Genomic DNA, 17,831 nt, shown 5'->3' on the forward strand with positions numbered 1-17,831 from the left:
AATTGCGCCGTGGTGGATGTCACGCTGCCTTGCGGCCCGGGACGTCGACCCCGAGCCGGCCGAGAAGATGGCTTCGAAACTCTGCAAAGCGCGGATCGCCGTGATCGCGCGGCGTCGGCAGATCGATCCTGAGATCCTCGATGAGCCGGCCTTCGTCGAGGACCAGTATCCGGTCGGCCAGTGAAATCGCCTCGTCGACGTCGTGGGTGACAAGCAGCACGGCAGGGCGGTGCTTTGCGCACAATTCCCGCAGCAGGTCGTGCATTTTCAGCCGGGTCAGCGCATCGAGCGCTCCGAAGGGTTCGTCGGCGAGAAGCAGAGCCGGTTCGCGCACCAGGGAGCGGGCAAGGGCGACCCTTTGCTGTTCGCCGCCGGAAAGCTGGTTCGGCCACGCGGTTTCCCGCCCTTCAAGTCCTACCTCCGCCAAAGCCTTCCTGCCGCCTTCCTGGCCGGCGGCGCCGGGCAGACCGAGCGTGACGTTCTGGATGACGCTGCGCCAGGGCAGCAGCCGGGCATCCTGGAAAACCACCGAAAGCCTTTCCGGCGTCTCGAGGGTGCCGCTTCCCTCGACACCGTGATCGAGACCGGCAAGGGCGCGCAGGAACGTGCTTTTGCCGGAGCCGCTGCGGCCGAGCAGGGCAACGAATTCGCCCTCCGCTATATCGAGATCGACGCCGTCGAGGATCGTCTTTGCCGCAAATCGCCGGACGAGGTTTCGGACATGGATGGCGTTGGCTTCGGGTTTCAGTTTGCCAGGGTGCGGCGCCATGAGAGGGCCCTCCGTTCGATGAGACGGACGAGGCCGTCCGAGACGAGACCCAGCAGCACATAGACCACGAGGCCGACGAGGATGACGTCGGTCTGCCCGTAGTTGCGGGCAAGATCGATCATATAGCCGAGCCCGCTGGTGGCGTTGATCTGCTCGACGACGACAAGAGAAACCCAGCAGAGGGTGACGGCGAACCGCAGCCCCAGGAGGAAACCGGGTAAAGCGCCCGGCAGCACCACCTGGAGGATGAAGTCCTTCTGGCTCATGCGCAGCGTCTCGGCCAGTTCGACATAGCGGCTGTCGATGCTGCGCAGCGCATTGTGGGTGTGGATGTAGATCGGCACGATAACGGCAAGCACGATGGTCGTGACCTTCATGCTCTCGCCGATGCCGAACCACAGGATCAGCAAGGGGATCAGGGCGAGCGTCGGTATCGCCCGCTTGATCTGGACCGGGCCGTCGATCAGCGCTTCGCCGATCCGGGAAAGACCGGCGATCACGGCCAGGACCGTGCCGATCAGCAAGCCGATGCTGAGGCCGACCAAAGCGCGCGTCGCCGACGTCAGGAAATTGTCCTGCAGGCGGCCCTGCTCCAAGAGCCGCGCGAAAGCCTCGACGACCGTCCACGGCGCCGACAGGACACGCGGGTCGATCCATCCGAGCGCCGAGCCGGCGACCCAGGCCAAGACCAGCAATGCCGGCCCGATCTGCAGCCCGAAAGGTATCGCCGGGCCGGGACCCAGCCTGCGCCGGGCGCGCGGGCCGGCAGAGCCGAGAAGACCAACCGGCCTTGCCGCGCGTAAACCCGCCGGCGCAATTCTGCCGCCTGACCTCAGGGACAGTTTCGCCCCATCTGCATCCCAAATGATTGCCATGCTTGAAATCTCCTCCTGTATGGAATGGGGGAACGTTACAGGCCCTTTACCAAAGCCGCCGCACCCAGCTTTTCGAAGCGATTGTCGAAAATCTGCTCCACGTCGAAAGGCTTGTTGCCGAGCTCGTCCGCCAGCAGGTTGATCGTTTCCTGATGACGCTTCTTCACGTCGCTCCAATCGGAGGGAACGATCTGCTCCCCGGTCATCTTGACGAGATATTCCCCGTCTTCCTGGCTGAGGCCCTGCTGACCGACGTAATATTCCTTGATCCAGAGGTCCGGGTTGCGGTTCACCCATTCGGTGGCGCGCGCCCACAGGCCGACATATTCGGCGAGAGCGGCCGCCTTGGCGGGATCGTCGAGAACCCATTGCGGCGCATAAAGATGGCCGGGATCATCGCGCAGGCCATGTTCGATAAGGGTCGCGCCATCCGGCCCGTATTGCGTGATGTAGCGCCTGATATAGACGGTGCCGAGCGGTGCGATGTCGACCTGTTTGCTCGCCAAGGCCTTCGGATAGACATCGCCGGTGCTCGGCAATTCCACGAGAGTGACGTCGCTGCTCTTCAGACCGGCAGCGTGAAGCGCGCGCAAGACGAGCGTACCCTGGGCCTGGCCGGGGCTGAACGCGATGCGCTTGCCGCGAAAATCCGCGAGCGTCTTGACGTCGGCGCCGGGTGCGATGCCGAAGCGGTAGATCGGATTGGCGATCGGGTCGCGGCGTTCGCGATAGGCGATGTTGCGGACCGGCAGGTTGTTCCAGTTGGCGAAGATCGAGGGGATCTCGGCCACCGAACCGACATCGAGCGCATGAGCGCGAAAAGCTTCCGACGTCTGCGGCCCGCCGCTGATATTGGCCCATTTCACTTCGAAAGTGAGCTCCTTGTCGAGGCCGGACACTTCGAGGGCCTTCTGCGTGACCGGATCGCCGATCGTCAGCACGGTGCCCGGCGGCACTTTGGCAAGGAGGGGAGCGTCCGCCTGGGCTGCGGCCGGATTGTGAATGGCGCCGAAGCCAAGCAGACTGAACAATGCGATTTTGAATGTCTTTGCCAATGTCATCGTCGATCTTCCCGTTTCGGATTGCTGATTGCAGGAACGATGCACGGTAAGATGGAACATTATCTACTAAATCTATAGACTATTTAATTCAATAATCGCGCCGCCGATAAAAAATTGTCCCAAACTCGGGCCGCCAGAACGATTGGGCGCCCCGGGGAGATTGCCGATGCCCAGACGCAAAAAGGCGCCTGAGCATTTGCCGCAGGCGCCTTGTGGTAACTCCAGTCTTCGATCTTGTCTTGAGGCCGGCAGAATTCAATCGCTGACCTCAGGCAGCGGCCGGCGGGTATTCGTTGGCCTGGAATACGTGATGATGCACCTTGCCGGTGAAGAGCTGCAGGAGCTCGCCGGTGACCTCACGGCTCTCGAAGCGCACATCGGAGCTTAGCGCTGCGCTCACCGCATCCATATCGGGATAACGGATCGCCAGGGCCATGGCATAGACCGGGGCGCCTTCATCGCGCTCCATCCCGTCCAAGACCCGAACCTCCTCGGCGCCTGGAAATTTCGTCCAGAGAGGAACGAGCCGCTCTCTGACAAAGGCGCGGAATTCCTCTTCTCTGCCGGGATGGATTTCGCCTTCAAACAAAGCATAACGAATGATCATAGGTTCTCTTTTCCAAAACTCGCCGGAGCTGGATCGATGGTGAAGCGGGGAGGTGAGGGCGTATCGATCGATACGCCCTGATTGGAGGCTTATTTGCCCCAGATTTTCTTGTATTGATCGCGATAGCCGTTATCGGGATCGAAGCTGTTCTTCGGTCCGCCGTCGAACTCGACGTTCGCGCTGGTCACCACATGCAGCGGCGACACATAGCCCGACCACGGGGCGCCGGCGAAAGCGCGGTTCAGCTCATCGACGAGCTGCCATCCCTGGAGGTTGAGCGGCTCGGCAACGGTGACCGCCTGGAACTGCTTGGCGCGGATGCGCTGATAGGCGCTCTCCGAACCATCGCCGGCTGCGACGTTCACCGGCTTTCCGTCGCCGGCAATGCCGGCCGAGGCAAGCGACGGTCCCATGAAGTCGTAATAGAGGTCGTTGATCGCCAGCGAATGTGTCCACTTGGCGCCGTACTTCTGCAGTAGCGACGTGGTCAGCTGCGGCATGCGCTGGGAGGTTTCGGCGATCGGCGTGTCGACATATTCCAGCACCGTGCCGCCGAGATCCTCGATCTCCTTCTTCATGCGGTCGGCCTTGGCGATCGCGATCGCATAGGTCGAGTCGGTGAAGATGATGACGCCCGGCTTGCCGCCGGCATCGACGAAAGCCCAATCCGCCGCGGATTTCGAGACTTCCATCGCATCGGTGGTGACGTTGGCGAAAACGCCGACTTCGGGAACCGGACCGACGGCCGAGGCGGCGTGCCAGGAAACCATCGGAATGCCGGCCGCCTTTGCCGCTTCCATCGCCGGCTTCTGCTCGACCGCGTCGAAGCCGTTGATGATGATGCCGTCGGGCTTCAGCGCCATCGCCTGGCCGAAGGCAGCCGTCCGTCCGCCGATCGAGCCTGCGCCGTCAAGCGCCTTCACCGTCCAACCCAGAGCGCCGGCCGCTTCCTGAACGCCGTTGACCACGCCGAGAATGCCGCCGTTCTTCATATCGCCAGCAAGGATGACGATGTTCTTTCCGCTAGCGCCCTTGGGGCCGCTCGTCGGGCCATCCCATGCGCTCACTTTGGACGCATACTTGTCGACCACGGCCTTGGCGTCGGCCATGGAATCGGCCATTGCCGGCATGCTCAGCATAACGGCGACGGTTGCGACCGTTGCCTGCAATAAAGTCCTGCGCTTCATGTTCACTCCTCCATTTTGTTTGTTGTGGAATGCCGGTGAGCCGGCATCCTCATTTGGATGCGGGTGTGATCCTCCTCACAGCTCCGCGCTTGCGCTGGGCATAACCTGCAATGCCGATGGCAATCAGCAGGGTTACGCCGTTGAACAGCGGCTCGACGAAGAACGACCCGCCGAATTGCTGAATTCCCGATATGCCGACCGCCAGGATGATGACGCCGATCAAAGTGCCCCAGACGTTTACCCGCCCCGGCTTGATCGTCGTCGATCCGAGAAATGCGCCGACCAGCGCCGGCAGCAGATATTCAAGACCGACGCTCGCCTGGCCGATGCGCAGCTTCGAGGCGAGAAGGACCCCGGTCAGAGCGGCTAGCAGGCCGGAGGTGACGAATGCGCCGATCACGAACTTGCGGACCGGAATGCCATTGAGGGCCGCAGCCTTGGGATTGGCGCCGATCGCGTAGAGATACCGGCCGATCGGCAGGTATTCGAGCACGACCCACATGCAGATGGCGATCAAGAGCACGTAGAAGCCGGTGATCGGCAGGCCGAACAACATGGTGCCGTTCAGCGCATAGAAACCCTCCGGCAAGACGCCGACCACCTGCCGCCCGCCGGTGTGCCAGAGCGCAAGCGCGTAGAGAACCGTTCCCGTGCCGAGCGTGGCGATGAAGCTGTCGATCTTTGCCACTTCGACCAGCAGGCCGTTGATGAAGCCGGTGAGGACGCCGAGCGCCAGAACGATGATCACGGCGACCGGCCAAGGCAGGCCGTAAGCCGTCTGCAGACTGATGGCGAGAATATGCCAGAGCACGATGCCGTAGCCGACGGTCAGGTCGATGCGGCCCGATGCCATCGGGATCATCGCGGCGAGCGACAGAAGCGCGATGATCGCCTTGTCGGAGACGATCGAGCGAACGTTCAGCAAGGTCGGGAACGTATCCGGCAGAAGGATCGAGAAGATCACGATCAGGCCGAGGGTCAGGATCACCAGCCCGTAAACCGGGATCAGGCGGCCGATCTTCTGGCCTGTGGACAAGCCGGCCATTTCGCTCTTGGTCGGCTCCAGCGCGGTGGATTCAATGGATTGCATGGCTGTTCTCCCGATGGCTCAAGCCGCTTCCGATGCGGAGGCGGCTGTGATGACCGCCTCCGTTGTCAGAGCGCTTCCAGTCAGTTCGCTGACGATTTTGCCGCGCGAGAAAACCAGCGCGCGGTGGCAGATATGGGCGATTTCCTCGAAGTCCGTCGAGACGACGACGACCGCAAGACCGGCCTCCAGCGCCTGGGTGATCAGGCGGTAGATCTCGGCGCGTGCGCCGATGTCGACGCCGGCGGTCGGGTCTTCGGCGACCAGCAGCTTGCGGCCGGTCGCCAGCCAGCGGCCGACGACGACTTTCTGCTGGTTGCCGCCCGAGAGCGCCTCCACCGGCAGATCCGGATCATTCGGACGCAGGCCGACGGTGTGGCCAATCGCATGGGCAAGATCGGCTTCGCCGCGCGGCGACAGGAAGGAGAAAAGTCCGCGGCCGACGGCGCCTGGATTGAGGTAAGTGTTTTCCCGAATGGAAAGCGACAGCGCAACAGATTCCTCCGTCCGGTCACGGGCGATCAATCCGATGCCCGACGCCATAGCCTGCCGTGGGCTGGAAAGGTCCGGCGCCTGGCCACGCAGCAGAACCGAGCCGTTGAAGGGTTCGCAGCCGAACAGCGCCCGGCCGATCCGTTCCTGGCCGGCACCGCGCAATCCGACCAGCCCAAGCAGCTCACCCTCGCGGATATCGAAGGAAATCGGGCTTGTGCCGGCGCAGACGAGGTCGCGAACCTCAACGATCGCCTTGCCGGGCTTGATCTCGCTCTTCGAGAAGAGACTGTCGCCGCTGCGGCCGATGATCATCGTCACCAGTTCGTCGGGCGTGGTCTCGCTGACGGGCTTCTGCCCCACCATGCATCCGTCGCGAAGCACGGCGACGCGATCGGCGATGCGGAAAATCTCGTCCAGCCTGTGGGAAACGTAGATCATGCCGACGCCGCGCTCCTTCAGGGGGCGGATCGCATTGAACAGCCGATCGACTTCGTCGGCGGGAAGGCTCGCCGTCGGCTCGTCGAGCACCAGAACGTCGGCCTCCACGGCAAGCGCGCGGGCAATGGCGACAAGCGATTTTTCGGTGCGCGACAGGGCCGAGACCCGCGTCGTCGGATCGAAGTCGCAGCCGACCAGCTTCAAGGCTTCCTTGGCACGCGCCTGCGTCCTGTTCCAATCGATCACGCCGCGACGCATCGAGAAACCCTGTGACAGGCCCATGTTCTCGCCGACCGTCATCCACTCGATCAAACCGAGATCCTGGTGGATGAAGGCAACCGGTTGCCGCTCGTTCGGCTTCGGCGGGCGATGATGGTAGCTCTGGCCGCGGAAGAGGATATCGCCGGTATCCGGCTTGTAGATGCCGGCAAGCGTCTTGATCAGCGTCGACTTGCCGGCGCCGTTTTCGCCCAGCAGCGCAAGAATCTCGCCCTCGCGCAGATCGATCGAGACGTCACGCAGGGCCTGCGTGCCGCCGAAGCTTTTGGTGATCGATTGGAACTCCAGCAGTCTCTTGGCTTCCACTGTGGCTCCTCCCAAAGCTGCGGTTGTCATTGGCTGTATGTTATCGATAACATTCGGGGATGGTCAAGCGGAAAGATGACAATCTCGAATTTCGAATGAAGATTGACGTCAGCCGGCCTGAAGCCCGTCGAGAAGGCGCATCATCTCGGCAGAGTCCTTCGGCCCAAGCCCGGCCGCGCAGAGCAGTCGGTGAATTTCGACCACCGCCCCGGTCATCGGCAATGGTGTCTTGGTCTTCAGCGCAAAAGCCTGAAGCGAATCCAGGTCCTTCAGCATGTTGTCGATTCTTCCTGTCGGGGAGAAATCGCGGGCGGCGAATTTTGCCATGAATTCCTGCAATATTCGGCTGTCCGCCCTGCCGCCGGCAAGGGCTGCCGGAATGGCTGAGGGATCGACGCCGCCGGCCTCGGCAAGCTTGACGGCTTCGGCGACCGCCTGGAACAGCACGGCGCAAAACAGCTGATTGATCAGCTTGGTGGTCTGCCCGGCGCCGGATTGGCCCATCAGAGTATAGTTGGCGGCAAGATGCCGCATCACCACGCGAGCCCGTTCGAAATCCTCAGGGCTGCCGCCGGCCATGATCGTCAGCTTTCCGCCGAGCGCGCCCGGCACGCCGCCGGACAACGGGCAATCCACCCATGCCATGCCCGTTTCCGCACGTAGCCGCTTCGCCATATCGGCCGTCTCGGCCGGATCGATGGAGGACATGTCGATCAGCAGCTTGCCTTCGCTTGCCGCCGCCGCAACCCCCTTCTCGCCGAAGACGACAGCTCGGACGATGCTGGCGTGATTGAGGCTGAGCACGCAGAATTCCGACGCTGCAACGGCATTCTCCACGGAACCCGCCGCGCGGGCGCCCTTGGCTGTGAGTGCCGCGACCTTTTCGGCATCGAGATCGAAGACCGATACTTTGTGCCCGGTTTCGATCAGTCGCGTGACGATCGCCGTTCCCATGATGCCCGCGCCGATGACGGCGACGTCTGCTCTATAGTCATCCTGCATGATTATCTCCTCCCTTGACCGCCACACCGCTCAGCCCTTTGCAAGCCAGCGCCACAATATCCTCCAACGCATTCTCGATCGCCACCGTCACCACGCCGGCTTCACCGGTCGGCGGCTCCAGCGTCTGCAACTGGCTGTCAAGCAGCGACGCCGGCATGAAGTGGCCCTGACGGGCCTGCATCCGCGACAGCAACAGATCGCGCGTCCCCTCCAGGAAAACGAAGGTCAGGCGCCCGCCCGCCGCCTGACGCAGCCTGTCCCGATAGGTTTTCTTCAGCGCCGAACAGGAAATCACCAATCCCTGCGCCGCCTTTTGCGCGGTGTTAATTTCCTCGCCGATTCGGTCGAGCCAGGGCAGCCGGTCGGCGTCGGTGAGCGGTATGCCCTCAGCCATCTTCTCGACATTGCGAGCCGGGTGGAGTTGGTCGCCTTCCACAAACCGCATGCCGTTTCGAGCCGCGATGCCCGCTCCGACCGAGGATTTGCCGCAACCGCTCACACCCATGACGACGACGGCCAGAGGCAGCGATTCTTTTTCGAGCTCCATCGTCGCGTCTCTGTCAGAGGCAGGTCGTGATGCCGCCGTCGACATACAGCGTGTGGCCGTTGATGAAGGACGAGCCGCGGCCCGCCAGGAAAACGGCGGCACCCACCAATTCCTCGACATTGCCCCAGCGCCCGGCCGGCGTCCGCTTCTCGAGCCAGGACGAGAATTCGGGATTGTCGACGAGCGCCTGGTTGAGCGGCGTCTTGAAATAACCGGGCGCGATCGCGTTGATCTGCAGGCCGTGCTTGGCCCAGTCGGCGCACATGCCGCGCGTCAGATTACGCACCGCACCCTTGGTTGCCGTATAGGGGGCAATGCCCGGGCGGGCGAGTTCACTCTGCACCGAAGCAATGTTGATGATCTTGCCCTGACCGCGGGCGATCATGCCTTTGGCGGCTGCCTGGCCGACGTAAAACACGCTGGAAATATTGGTGGTCAGCAGCAGTTCCCATTTGTCCGCCGGAAAGTCTTCCAGCGGCGTGCGAAACTGCATGCCGGCATTATTGATCAGGATGTCGAGCGGCCCGATATCGGCCTCGATCGCATCAATGCCCGCTTTGGCGTCATCCTTGCTGGTCACGTCGAAGATGGCGGCATGGGCAGACAGGCCTTGAGCCTTGAGACTTTCCACTGCGCGTTTGACGCTTTCGGGCGTGCGGCCGTTGATGATGACCTCGGCGCCGTACTGCGCCAGGCCCTCTGCCAGCGCATAACCGATCCCCTGGCTCGAGCCGGTGATCAGGGCAAGCTGCCCGGTCAGATCAAACAGGTTCTTCATGCAAATAACTCCTCCGGTGTCGCTGCGAATGACGGCTTATACCGCCACTTCAGGTGAAACTCACTTGACATCGCTTCTCCGGATTATATGTTATCGATAACATAATCAACTGCCAAAATGCGGGATGGAGACGGAATGCCTGACGTAGAGATCTTGATGACCGGAGCTTATCCGGAATGGGATATGGTCGATCTGGAGGCGAAGTATCGCGTTCACCGCCTGTGGGAAGCCGCAGACCGGCAGGAACTGATCGCAAGGGTCGGCAAGGATATTCGCGCCATCGCGACGCGCGGCGAACTCGGCGCCTCCGCCGAGCTGATGAAGCAATTGCCGAAGCTGGAGATCGTCTCCTGTTACGGCGTCGGCACCGACGCCATCGACCTCTCCTATGCCCGCGCCAACGGCATTCGCGTCACCAACACCCCTGATGTGCTGACCGAAGATGTCGCCGATATTGCCATCGGACTGCTGCTTGCCACGGCGCGGCAGATCCCGCAGGCCGATGTCTTCGTCCGCGCCGGCCAATGGGGCAATGTCCCCATGCCGCTGGTGACGCGGGTCTCCGGCAAGAAGGTCGGACTTGCCGGCATGGGGCGGATCGGCAAGGCGATCGCCAGGCGGGCTGCCGCTTTCGGCTGCGACATCTCCTATTTCGCCCGCAATAAGGACACGGATGTCGCCTATGCCTACCAGCCGGACCTGGTGGCACTTGCCGATTGGGCCGATTTTCTGATTGTCATCGTCCCGGGCGGGCAGGGGACCATGAAGATCATCAACGCCGATGTACTGAAAGCGCTCGGTCCAAACGGCATGTTGATCAATGTTTCGCGCGGAACGACCGTCGATGAAGAGGCGCTGATCGCAGCCCTTCAAGACGGCACCATCCAGGCCGCCGGCCTCGACGTCTTTCTGAACGAACCGAAGATCGATGCGCGTTTCCTGGCGTTCCAAAACGTGGTGTTGCAGCCCCATCATGGCTCCGGTACGGTCGAAACCCGCAAGGCCATGGGCCAGCTGGTCAGAGACAATCTCGCCGCGCATTTTGCCGGCAGCCCGCTTCCAACTCCCGTCGTGTGAGGGTTTCTATATGAAAGCCATCGTCATTCATGCCGCCAAGGATCTCAGGATCGAGGAGCGCGAGCCGGAGGTTGCGGGAGAGGGGCAGGTTGAGATTGCCATCGAAGCCGGCGGCATCTGCGGCTCCGACCTGCATTATTACAATCATGGCGGTTTCGGCACCGTTCGCCTGCGCGAGCCGATGATCCTCGGCCACGAGATCGCCGGCACGGTCAAGGCGCTCGGTGCCGGTGTCAGCGATCTTGCCGTCGGCGACCGCGTGGCGGTGTCTCCGAGCCGGCCGTGCAATCATTGCCAATATTGCCTGAAGGGACAGCAGAACCACTGCCTCAACATGCGGTTTTACGGCAGCGCCATGCCGATGCCGCATATTCAAGGAGGCTTTCGCCAGCGGCTGGTGGCGGAGCGCTGGCAATGCCACAAGGTCGCCGACGGCATCTCCATTCACGAGGCGGCCTTCGCCGAACCCTTTGCCGTGACGCTGCATGCGGCCAGCCGCGCCGGATCGCTGCTGGGCAAACGGGTGCTCGTCACCGGCTGCGGCCCGATCGGCATGCTGGCGATCGTTGCCGCGCGTGTTCTCGGCGCCCGCGAAATCGTCGCGACCGATGTGACCGACAGCGTTCTGGCAATCGCCCGCACCAGCGGTGCGGATCGGACGATCAATGTTGCCACCCATGCCGCTGATCTCGCCGCTTACGGCGCCGACAAGGGATATTTCGACGTCATGTTCGAGGCGTCGGGCAATGAGCGGGCGGTGCGCGCCGGTCTGGAGGCGCTGAAGCCTCGCGCCGTTCTCGTGCAGCTCGGCCTTGGCGGCGATGTCTCCATTCCGCAGAACATGATCGTCGCCAAGGAAATCGAGATGCGCGGGACATTCCGCTTTCACGAGGAATTTGCCCTTGCCGTCGAACTGATCAACGCGCGCCGCGTGGATCTGAAACCGCTGCTGACAGGTGTTTTTGCCATCGAAGAGGCCGTCGCCGCCTTCGAATTGGCCAGCGACCGCAGCAAGTCGATGAAGGTGCAGATCGCCTTCTGACATCGGCGCCCATTATTGGGCGCCGCGATCCGTGCTTTCGCGCAGGACCACTCTATAGCCCGTCAATGTGATCTCGTCGCCGGTCGCCTCGCCGCCCGCCTGCAACGCATCGAGCAGCCGGGCGGCCGCTTGGCGGCCGATGCCGTAACAGTCGACATTGATGGTGGTGATGCTGGGATGACAGATCGACGAGATCTCGTAATCGCCGAAGCCGGCAATGGCGATATCTTCAGGCACGCGCATTCCCCGGCGCTTGCATTCCATGATCGCGCCGAAGGCGGACAGGTCGGAGACGCAAAGAACGACTTCGGTATCCGGCCAGCGCTCCAGGAGGCTGACGATCGCCTGGCCGCCCTGTTCCATGCTGATCGGCGGCACGCCGAAGGAAATCGCCCGCCCCGGTCCCAAACCCAGTTCCTCGACGGTCCTCAGAAAACCGCTTCGCCGCTGGCTGCCGCGCGTATCGCGCGCCGTCGTACCGCCGATATAGCCGAACCTGCGATAGCCCTGGCTCGCAAGCGCCCGCACCAGCAGCGACATCGCCTCGTTGTTGGAAAAGCCGACGACATGATTGATCGGCTCTTCCGGAATTTCCCAGGTTTCAACCACCGGAATGCCGGCCTTATCAAGCATGCGCCGCGCCCGATCGGTATGAGAACCACCTGTCAGGATGATGCCTTCGGGGCGGCGGCGCAGCATCGCCTCGATCAGCTTTTCTTCTTTCTCGGCGGAATAGTCGGTATAGCCGAGAAGAAGCTGAAGGCCGGTATCTTCCAGGGCATCGGTGATGCCGCGGGCGGTGTCGGAAAAATTCGAATTGTTGATCGAGGGCACCAGCGCCGCGATGAAACCGCTGCGCCGAGAGGAAAGACTGCCGGCCGACAGGTCGAGCACATAACCCAGCGCATCGACGGCTTCCATGATGCGCTTTCGGGTCTCTTCGGAAACGCTCGCATCCTGCCGAAAGGCGCGCGAAACGGTCATGGCAGATACGCCGACATATTTGGCGACCTCGGCCATCGTCAGTTTTTGGGCGTCGCCTCCCTTGAGACGCTTGTCTTTTGGCTCATCCTCGTTTTTCACTGGGCTCCGCTTTCAAAACAGCTTCCGAGTTGGGCAATTCAGCACACGATAAAGTTATCGCTATCATCGCACAATCGATATTATCGCAGCAATGCCGCCTTCCACAGTTCGCCGATGTCTGTACGAACAGCGAAAAACAGGGCATTATGATATCGATAACAATTTGAGATGAGGGAGCATCATGTTCGGAGAAATCGAGGGGACGGGGTTCGAGGTTCTCGACCCGCGCTTTGAAAGCTGTTTCGTCGGCCATGCCCGCGTCGAGCGGCTTTGGACGGGCGGTCGCTGGCTGGAAGGACCGGCCTGGTTTGCCGCCGGGCGCTATCTGGTCTTCTCGGATATCCCCAACAATCGCATGATGCGTTACGACGATACCAGCGGGCATACATCGGTCTTCCGTTCGCCCAGCAACAACTCGAACGGCAACACGGTCGACAATCAGGGACGGCTGATCACCTGCGAGCATCTGGCGCGCCGTGTCACGCGAACGGATTTCGACGGCGGGATCACCGTGCTGGCCGATCGCATTGCCGGCAAGCGGCTCAATTCTCCCAACGACGTCACCGTCAAATCCGACGGGACGATCTGGTTCACCGATCCAAGCTACGGCATCCTCCACGATTATGAGGGCGACTACGGCGAAGAGGAAATCGGCGGATGCCATGTCTATCGGCACGATCCGGCGACAGGCGCAACCGACCGGGTGGCCTCCGATTTCGTCAAGCCGAACGGGCTGGCTTTCTCGCCTGACGAAACGGTGCTCTATATCGCCGATACCGGAGGAACGCATCTGCCCGGCGGCCCGCGTCATATTCGAAAGCTCGCCGTATCCGGCGATGGAAGGCTAACCGATCTCGGCATCTTTGCCGAATGCACAGCAGGCTTTTTCGACGGCTTTCGCGTGGACCGGAAGGGAAGGATCTGGACCAGCGCCGGCGACGGTGTGCACGCTTATGACCCGGATGGCACGCTGCTCGGCAAGATCCATATTCCCGAGATCGTCTCCAATGTGGCTTTCGGCGGCGAGAAACGGAACCGCCTCTTCATTACCGCCACTACGTCGCTTTATGCCGTCTATCTCACGGCCAACGGGTCAGCTCGGGGATAGAGCGCGCCGTCGTGCCGGTCTCCGTTGCGGCGTTATGCGTGGTCGACACGGGGCGCCTGCCGGCAAACATAAGGCAGTCCGCTCCTTTTTCTCTCTTCGTTGCCCAACAATAAAATCAGTCCACGACCTGAATTAGTGGGTGTCTGTTTCATACTGTGGGCTGATTGACCATTGTCAGTCCCTAGACTGAAGGCGAAGCTCCTCGTTCCACTGAAAATCCAGCTTGATCTTCAAACGCCCCCCAGCAGAGGCCGCCTTCCCAGGCGGCCGCTGCTTTGCGGTGTTTCCTTCTTCATCACTGGCTAAGTCCATCAGCCAACCGGACGAGACCGAGGAAATCCGATCTGTAGCCGAAGGGATCAGTGCCTCGCGATGCCGCGGCGAGATTGGCAATCGCCTGATAGGAATAGGCATCCAGCGCCGTGATCCGGCTCAGTTTCTGGCCGAAGGCGGCGACGGCCACCGAGAAGCGGACGTCCCCGGGCGCGGCGTCGACGGTGGCGACCGTGTTGCCGTCGCCGACAGGCGTGGTGATCAGCGCGCTCTTGTCCTCGCCCGGCCGCTTGTAACGCATCTTGACGAAGGCAAGCTCGCCCTGATGCGTGCCGTCCGATGTCTCGGCCGGCGCCTTGCCGGCTGCGCCGTAACGCAGGTCGTCGTTCATGACCGCGGGGCTTCCCTTGGGCGTGATCTCGTAGATCGCCGTGACGCTGTGGCCGGAGCCGATATCGCCGGCATCGACACGGTCATTGTTGAAATCCTCGCGGTTGAGGGCGCGCGTCTCGTAGCCGATCAGCCGGTATTCGGCGATCCGTTCCGGGTTGAACTCGACCTGGAACTTGACGTCCTTGGCGATCGGAAACAGCGTCGACCCGGCCTCTTCGACCAGCGTCTTCTGCGCCTCCGCCAGCGTGTCGATATAGGCGGCACTGCCATTGCCGTTCTGCGCCAGCGTCTGCATCAGGGAATCGTTGAGATTGCCGCGCCCGAAGCCGAGAACGGTGAGGAAGATGCCGTCCTTGCGCTTCTCCTCGATGATGCGCTTCAGATCCTCGTCGCTCGACGGGCCGACATTGAAGTCGCCGTCCGTCGCCAGCATCACCCGGTTGACGCCGTCCTTGACGAAGGCCTGTTTGGCAAGATTATAGGCCGCCTCGATGCCTTCGGCGCCGCCGGTCGAGCCTCCGGCCTCCAGCCTGTCGATTGCCGAGAGGATCTTCGATTTCTCCGCCACCCGCGTCGGCTCAAGCACCGTGCCGGCATTGCCGGCATAGGTGACGATCGAGACGGTATCGTCGGCCTTCAGCTTGCTGACCAGAAGACGGAAGGCGCTCTTCAGCAGCGGCAGCTTGTCCGGCTCGTCCATCGAGCCCGAGACGTCGATCAGGAAGACGAGATTGGCATGCGGCGCCGTCGCCGGCGCGATGTCATAACCCTTGATCGCCACATGCATCAGTTCCGTGTCGTGATTCCACGGTGTCGGCATCACCGTCACGGTCGCCTTGAAGGGCTGATCGGCCTTCTCGGGACCCGCCCAGTCATAGGGGAAATAATTGATCATCTCCTCGACACGAACCGATTGCGGATCCGGCATCGCCCCGCCCGTCAACGACCGGCGAACGAAGGAATAGGAGGCACTGTCGACATCGGCCGAGAAGGTCGAGACCGGATCGGTCGCCACACTCTTGATCGGATTTGCCGCAGCATTGGCAAAGCGTTCGCGGCTGGGATCGAGCTGAATCTGCATACGCCCATCTGCCGGCGGAACAGGTGAGGGGGCAACGGCCATCGGCTCAGCCAATAGTTGGCCCTGAGCAACCACGCCGGGAGCAGCCGGCGCAGCCCGTTTTGCCATGCCAAGTGCCGCGGCGGAACCCTCCGACTTGTTCTTAAGAGTGGCGATCTCGCCGGCATCGAATTCAGCGCGCAGCTCCGCAGCGGACTTTGCGGCCTGTGGCTGCTTGTCCTGCAAGACTTGAGTGCTATCAGCCGCCGACGATTGAGCCGGCCGATTCTCTTCGGCCGGCGCTTCGGAAAGCCTGGGTTGGGCCGGTTTCGGCATGTCATTTTTGGAAACAGTGCCGGCGATCTTTTCCTGGTCGACGATCGGTTGGTTGCGAGCCAGCTCGAGGGTGAGATAGCCGGCGGCGGGAATGACGAGCAGCGTCGCAAGGGCTGAACCGGCGAGGAATTTCTTATTCACAGCAGAGCTCCATATCCAGTTGATGATGGAGCTTGGACGCCAGCCTTTCGCATTTCCTTGGGCTGTCGCTGCATTATTTTCTGCGCTGTCGAAGGCCTGCATCGCCGCGGCAAGGGCGCGTGCTCGCGCCTCCGGATCGGCTGCCGGCGGGGTGAGGCGGGAGAGTTTTTCGAGTTCCTTGTCCATCATACCTCTTCCTTGCCGAGCATGGCCTTCAGCCGCTTGCGCGCCTCGTGGACCTGCCAGGACACGGTCGTTTCCGAGCAGCCCATGACATCGGCGGCGGCCGAATGGCTGAGGCCTTCGCCATAGACGAGCAGCACGGCGTCGCATTGCCGTTCCGGCAAAGCGCGCACCGCCGCCCATAATTCGCTCGACAGCTCGTCGTCGTTCCCGCCCGGTGCATCCGGCTGCGGTTCGGCGGCGTAAGCGCGGAATGTCTGCTCTTCCCGTACAAGTTTGCGTCTATGGTCGCGGGCGGCATTGAGCGTCAGCGTGTAGAGCCACGTCCTGAAGCGGCTGGCGCCGCGAAAGCCGCGGATGGCCGCGCCGAGCTTGACGCAGACCTCCTGGGCGATATCGTCGGCGTCGGCGGAGCTGCCCGACCATCGCCATGCCGTCGCGTGGACGAAATCATAATGGCGCGAGACCAATTGCCCGAAAGCCTCCCGGTCGCCCCCCTGCGCTCGTTCTATGAGCTCCGCATCCAATGCGCACCTACCCCCAAGCTATCAAGCACGATGCTATTTCGGGATTGAGACGTTTCTCCAGTGGCTTTCCTTGGGTCGACGATGAAAAAATATCGGATTTTTTTTTACAAGCCGCAAAGCCTTGAAATGCAGGATCAAAATAAGCAAGCATCGCGACATCCATGGGTCGCGGCCAGACAGATTGCCTCCGCCGCAAAGGCGCATGATGGGGTCAGAGTCGGCCAGGGACGTCAATCCGCAGTCCCAAATCGAAAGGACCCTGCATGTCCGCTCCATCGCCTGTCCCCACCGAAAAAGGCATTCTGCAGTTTCTCCAGATTTGCGATAGTGTCTATCCCACTGAGGCCGTCGAAGCGTCGGTCGAGCAGCAGCGGCATTGGTACGATGCGCTTTGCGCCCGCTTCGACCGCCCGCTGCCCCCGGATTTGATCTTTGCGGACGGCATGGTCCAGCGCATACCGATCCGGCGCTACCGTCCGCGAAAAATCGTCAGCCGAACCATTCTGCTCTATCTCCATGGCGGCGGTTTCGTCGTCGGTTCGCTCGAGAGCCATCACGCCATCTGCGCCGAGATCGCCGATTTTGCCGGCGCCGAACTCGTTTCCGTCGATTACCGGCTGGCCCCTGAATATCGCTGGCCGGCACAGACGGATGACGGCTTCGCCGTGCTCAGACATCTGCTTGCCGCCAATAACAAAGTCGTGCTGATCGGCGACAGCGCCGGCGGCAACCTTGCGGCAGGCCTTGCCTTGCGGGCGCGCGACGAGGACCTCTCCGGCATCGTCGGCCAGGTGCTGATCTACCCCGCGCTTGGTGGCGACCTCGATGCAGGTTCCTATGTCGAAATGGCTGCCGCACCCGGCCTGACGACGGCCGATGTCGCCTATTATCGCGAGATTCTGCAGGCGCCAGCAGGAAATGAGATCGCCGCGCCACTCCAGGCGTCTTCTCTTGCCGGGCTGCCGCCGGCCTTCATCACGGTCGCGCATTTCGACCCCTTGAGAGACGACGGCCGGCACTATGCCGCCCGGCTCACGGAAGCAGGCGGAGAGGTCTGGTTCCGGGAGGAGCCGCAGATGGTGCATGCCTGGCTGCGCGCCCGTCATATGAGCGATGGCGCCCGCGATGGCTTCCATGCCGTCTGCGAGGCCGTCCGGCATTTCGCAGCGCCCTGACG

Annotated in this window: 17 protein-coding genes; 4 read left to right on the forward strand and 13 right to left on the reverse strand. The window is 62.1% G+C overall.

The features are described from left to right. Positions 1-19: 19 nt before the first annotated feature. The 10 genes from FHX14_RS13470 to FHX14_RS13515 form a co-directional block, all read right to left on the reverse strand. On the reverse strand, positions 20-769 hold the full coding sequence (locus FHX14_RS13470; protein ID WP_184377445.1) for an ABC transporter ATP-binding protein: 750 nt from the start codon (positions 767-769) through the stop codon (positions 20-22). Further along, entirely contained in the window at positions 745-1,644 is a 900-nt protein-coding gene (locus FHX14_RS13475) for an ABC transporter permease (RefSeq protein WP_184377446.1), read from the reverse strand. The genes FHX14_RS13470 and FHX14_RS13475 overlap by 25 nt, the downstream gene beginning before the upstream one ends. 35 nt (positions 1,645-1,679) lie before the next feature. After that, entirely contained in the window at positions 1,680-2,705 is a 1,026-nt protein-coding gene (locus FHX14_RS13480) for an ABC transporter substrate-binding protein (protein ID WP_184377447.1), read from the reverse strand. Positions 2,706-2,973: 268 nt separating this feature from the next. Beyond that, positions 2,974-3,312, reverse strand: a complete 339-nt coding sequence (locus FHX14_RS13485; RefSeq protein WP_012555586.1) for a hypothetical protein — start codon at positions 3,310-3,312, stop codon at positions 2,974-2,976. Positions 3,313-3,401: 89 nt separating this feature from the next. Next, the gene (locus tag FHX14_RS13490) at positions 3,402-4,499 is read right to left on the reverse strand and encodes a substrate-binding domain-containing protein (protein ID WP_012555585.1); all 1,098 of its coding nucleotides are present in this window, start codon (positions 4,497-4,499) and stop codon (positions 3,402-3,404) included. 49 nt (positions 4,500-4,548) lie between these two features. Beyond that, positions 4,549-5,589, reverse strand: a complete 1,041-nt coding sequence (locus FHX14_RS13495) for an ABC transporter permease (RefSeq protein WP_184377448.1) — start codon at positions 5,587-5,589, stop codon at positions 4,549-4,551. Positions 5,590-5,607: 18 nt separating this feature from the next. Continuing rightward, positions 5,608-7,104 (reverse strand): sugar ABC transporter ATP-binding protein, encoded by a 1,497-nt coding sequence (locus FHX14_RS13500; protein ID WP_012555583.1) that lies wholly within the window; start codon positions 7,102-7,104, stop codon positions 5,608-5,610. A gap of 108 nt (positions 7,105-7,212) precedes the next feature. Then, complete coding sequence (locus tag FHX14_RS13505) at positions 7,213-8,106, reverse strand: NAD(P)-dependent oxidoreductase (protein WP_184377449.1); 894 nt, start codon at positions 8,104-8,106, stop codon at positions 7,213-7,215. After that, positions 8,096-8,653 carry a gluconokinase gene (locus FHX14_RS13510; protein ID WP_184377450.1) on the reverse strand — a complete coding sequence of 186 codons (558 nt, stop codon included), beginning with the start codon at positions 8,651-8,653 and terminating at the stop codon, positions 8,096-8,098. Before FHX14_RS13510 ends, FHX14_RS13505 begins: the two co-directional genes overlap by 11 nt. A 13-nt stretch (positions 8,654-8,666) precedes the next feature. Next, the gene (locus FHX14_RS13515) at positions 8,667-9,431 is read right to left on the reverse strand and encodes an SDR family oxidoreductase (protein WP_184377451.1); all 765 of its coding nucleotides are present in this window, start codon (positions 9,429-9,431) and stop codon (positions 8,667-8,669) included. A 135-nt stretch (positions 9,432-9,566) separates the two neighbouring features. Between FHX14_RS13515 and FHX14_RS13520 the strand changes: the two genes are divergently transcribed. Continuing rightward, entirely contained in the window at positions 9,567-10,508 is a 942-nt protein-coding gene (locus FHX14_RS13520; RefSeq protein ID WP_184377452.1) for a 2-hydroxyacid dehydrogenase, read from the forward strand. Positions 10,509-10,518: 10 nt separating this feature from the next. Further along, complete coding sequence (locus tag FHX14_RS13525) at positions 10,519-11,550, forward strand: L-idonate 5-dehydrogenase (protein ID WP_183855806.1); 1,032 nt, start codon at positions 10,519-10,521, stop codon at positions 11,548-11,550. A 12-nt stretch (positions 11,551-11,562) separates the two neighbouring features. On the opposite strand, the gene FHX14_RS13530 is transcribed toward FHX14_RS13525, so the two are convergent. Continuing rightward, positions 11,563-12,633 (reverse strand): LacI family DNA-binding transcriptional regulator, encoded by a 1,071-nt coding sequence (locus FHX14_RS13530; RefSeq protein WP_184377453.1) that lies wholly within the window; start codon positions 12,631-12,633, stop codon positions 11,563-11,565. 181 nt (positions 12,634-12,814) lie between these two features. On the opposite strand from FHX14_RS13530, the gene FHX14_RS13535 reads away from it, so the two are divergent. Continuing rightward, positions 12,815-13,741, forward strand: coding sequence for an SMP-30/gluconolactonase/LRE family protein (locus FHX14_RS13535; RefSeq protein ID WP_184377454.1), 927 nt, complete (start codon positions 12,815-12,817; stop codon positions 13,739-13,741). 295 nt (positions 13,742-14,036) lie between these two features. On the opposite strand, the gene FHX14_RS13540 is transcribed toward FHX14_RS13535, so the two are convergent. Together FHX14_RS13540 and FHX14_RS13545 are read right to left on the reverse strand one after the other, a co-directional pair. Continuing rightward, entirely contained in the window at positions 14,037-16,133 is a 2,097-nt protein-coding gene (locus tag FHX14_RS13540; RefSeq protein WP_184377455.1) for a VWA domain-containing protein, read from the reverse strand. After that, the gene (locus tag FHX14_RS13545) at positions 16,130-16,654 is read right to left on the reverse strand and encodes an RNA polymerase sigma factor (RefSeq protein WP_184377456.1); all 525 of its coding nucleotides are present in this window, start codon (positions 16,652-16,654) and stop codon (positions 16,130-16,132) included. Before FHX14_RS13545 ends, FHX14_RS13540 begins: the two co-directional genes overlap by 4 nt. 263 nt (positions 16,655-16,917) lie before the next feature. Here FHX14_RS13545 and FHX14_RS13550 point away from each other — a divergent pair, with 263 nt between their 5' ends. Continuing rightward, complete coding sequence (locus FHX14_RS13550; RefSeq protein WP_184377457.1) at positions 16,918-17,829, forward strand: alpha/beta hydrolase; 912 nt, start codon at positions 16,918-16,920, stop codon at positions 17,827-17,829. Positions 17,830-17,831: the final 2 nt, after the last annotated feature.

Source organism: Rhizobium sp. BK619 (genome assembly GCF_014195245.1).
In the GTDB taxonomy this organism is placed as follows: Bacteria; Pseudomonadota; Alphaproteobacteria; order Rhizobiales; family Rhizobiaceae; genus Rhizobium; species Rhizobium acidisoli.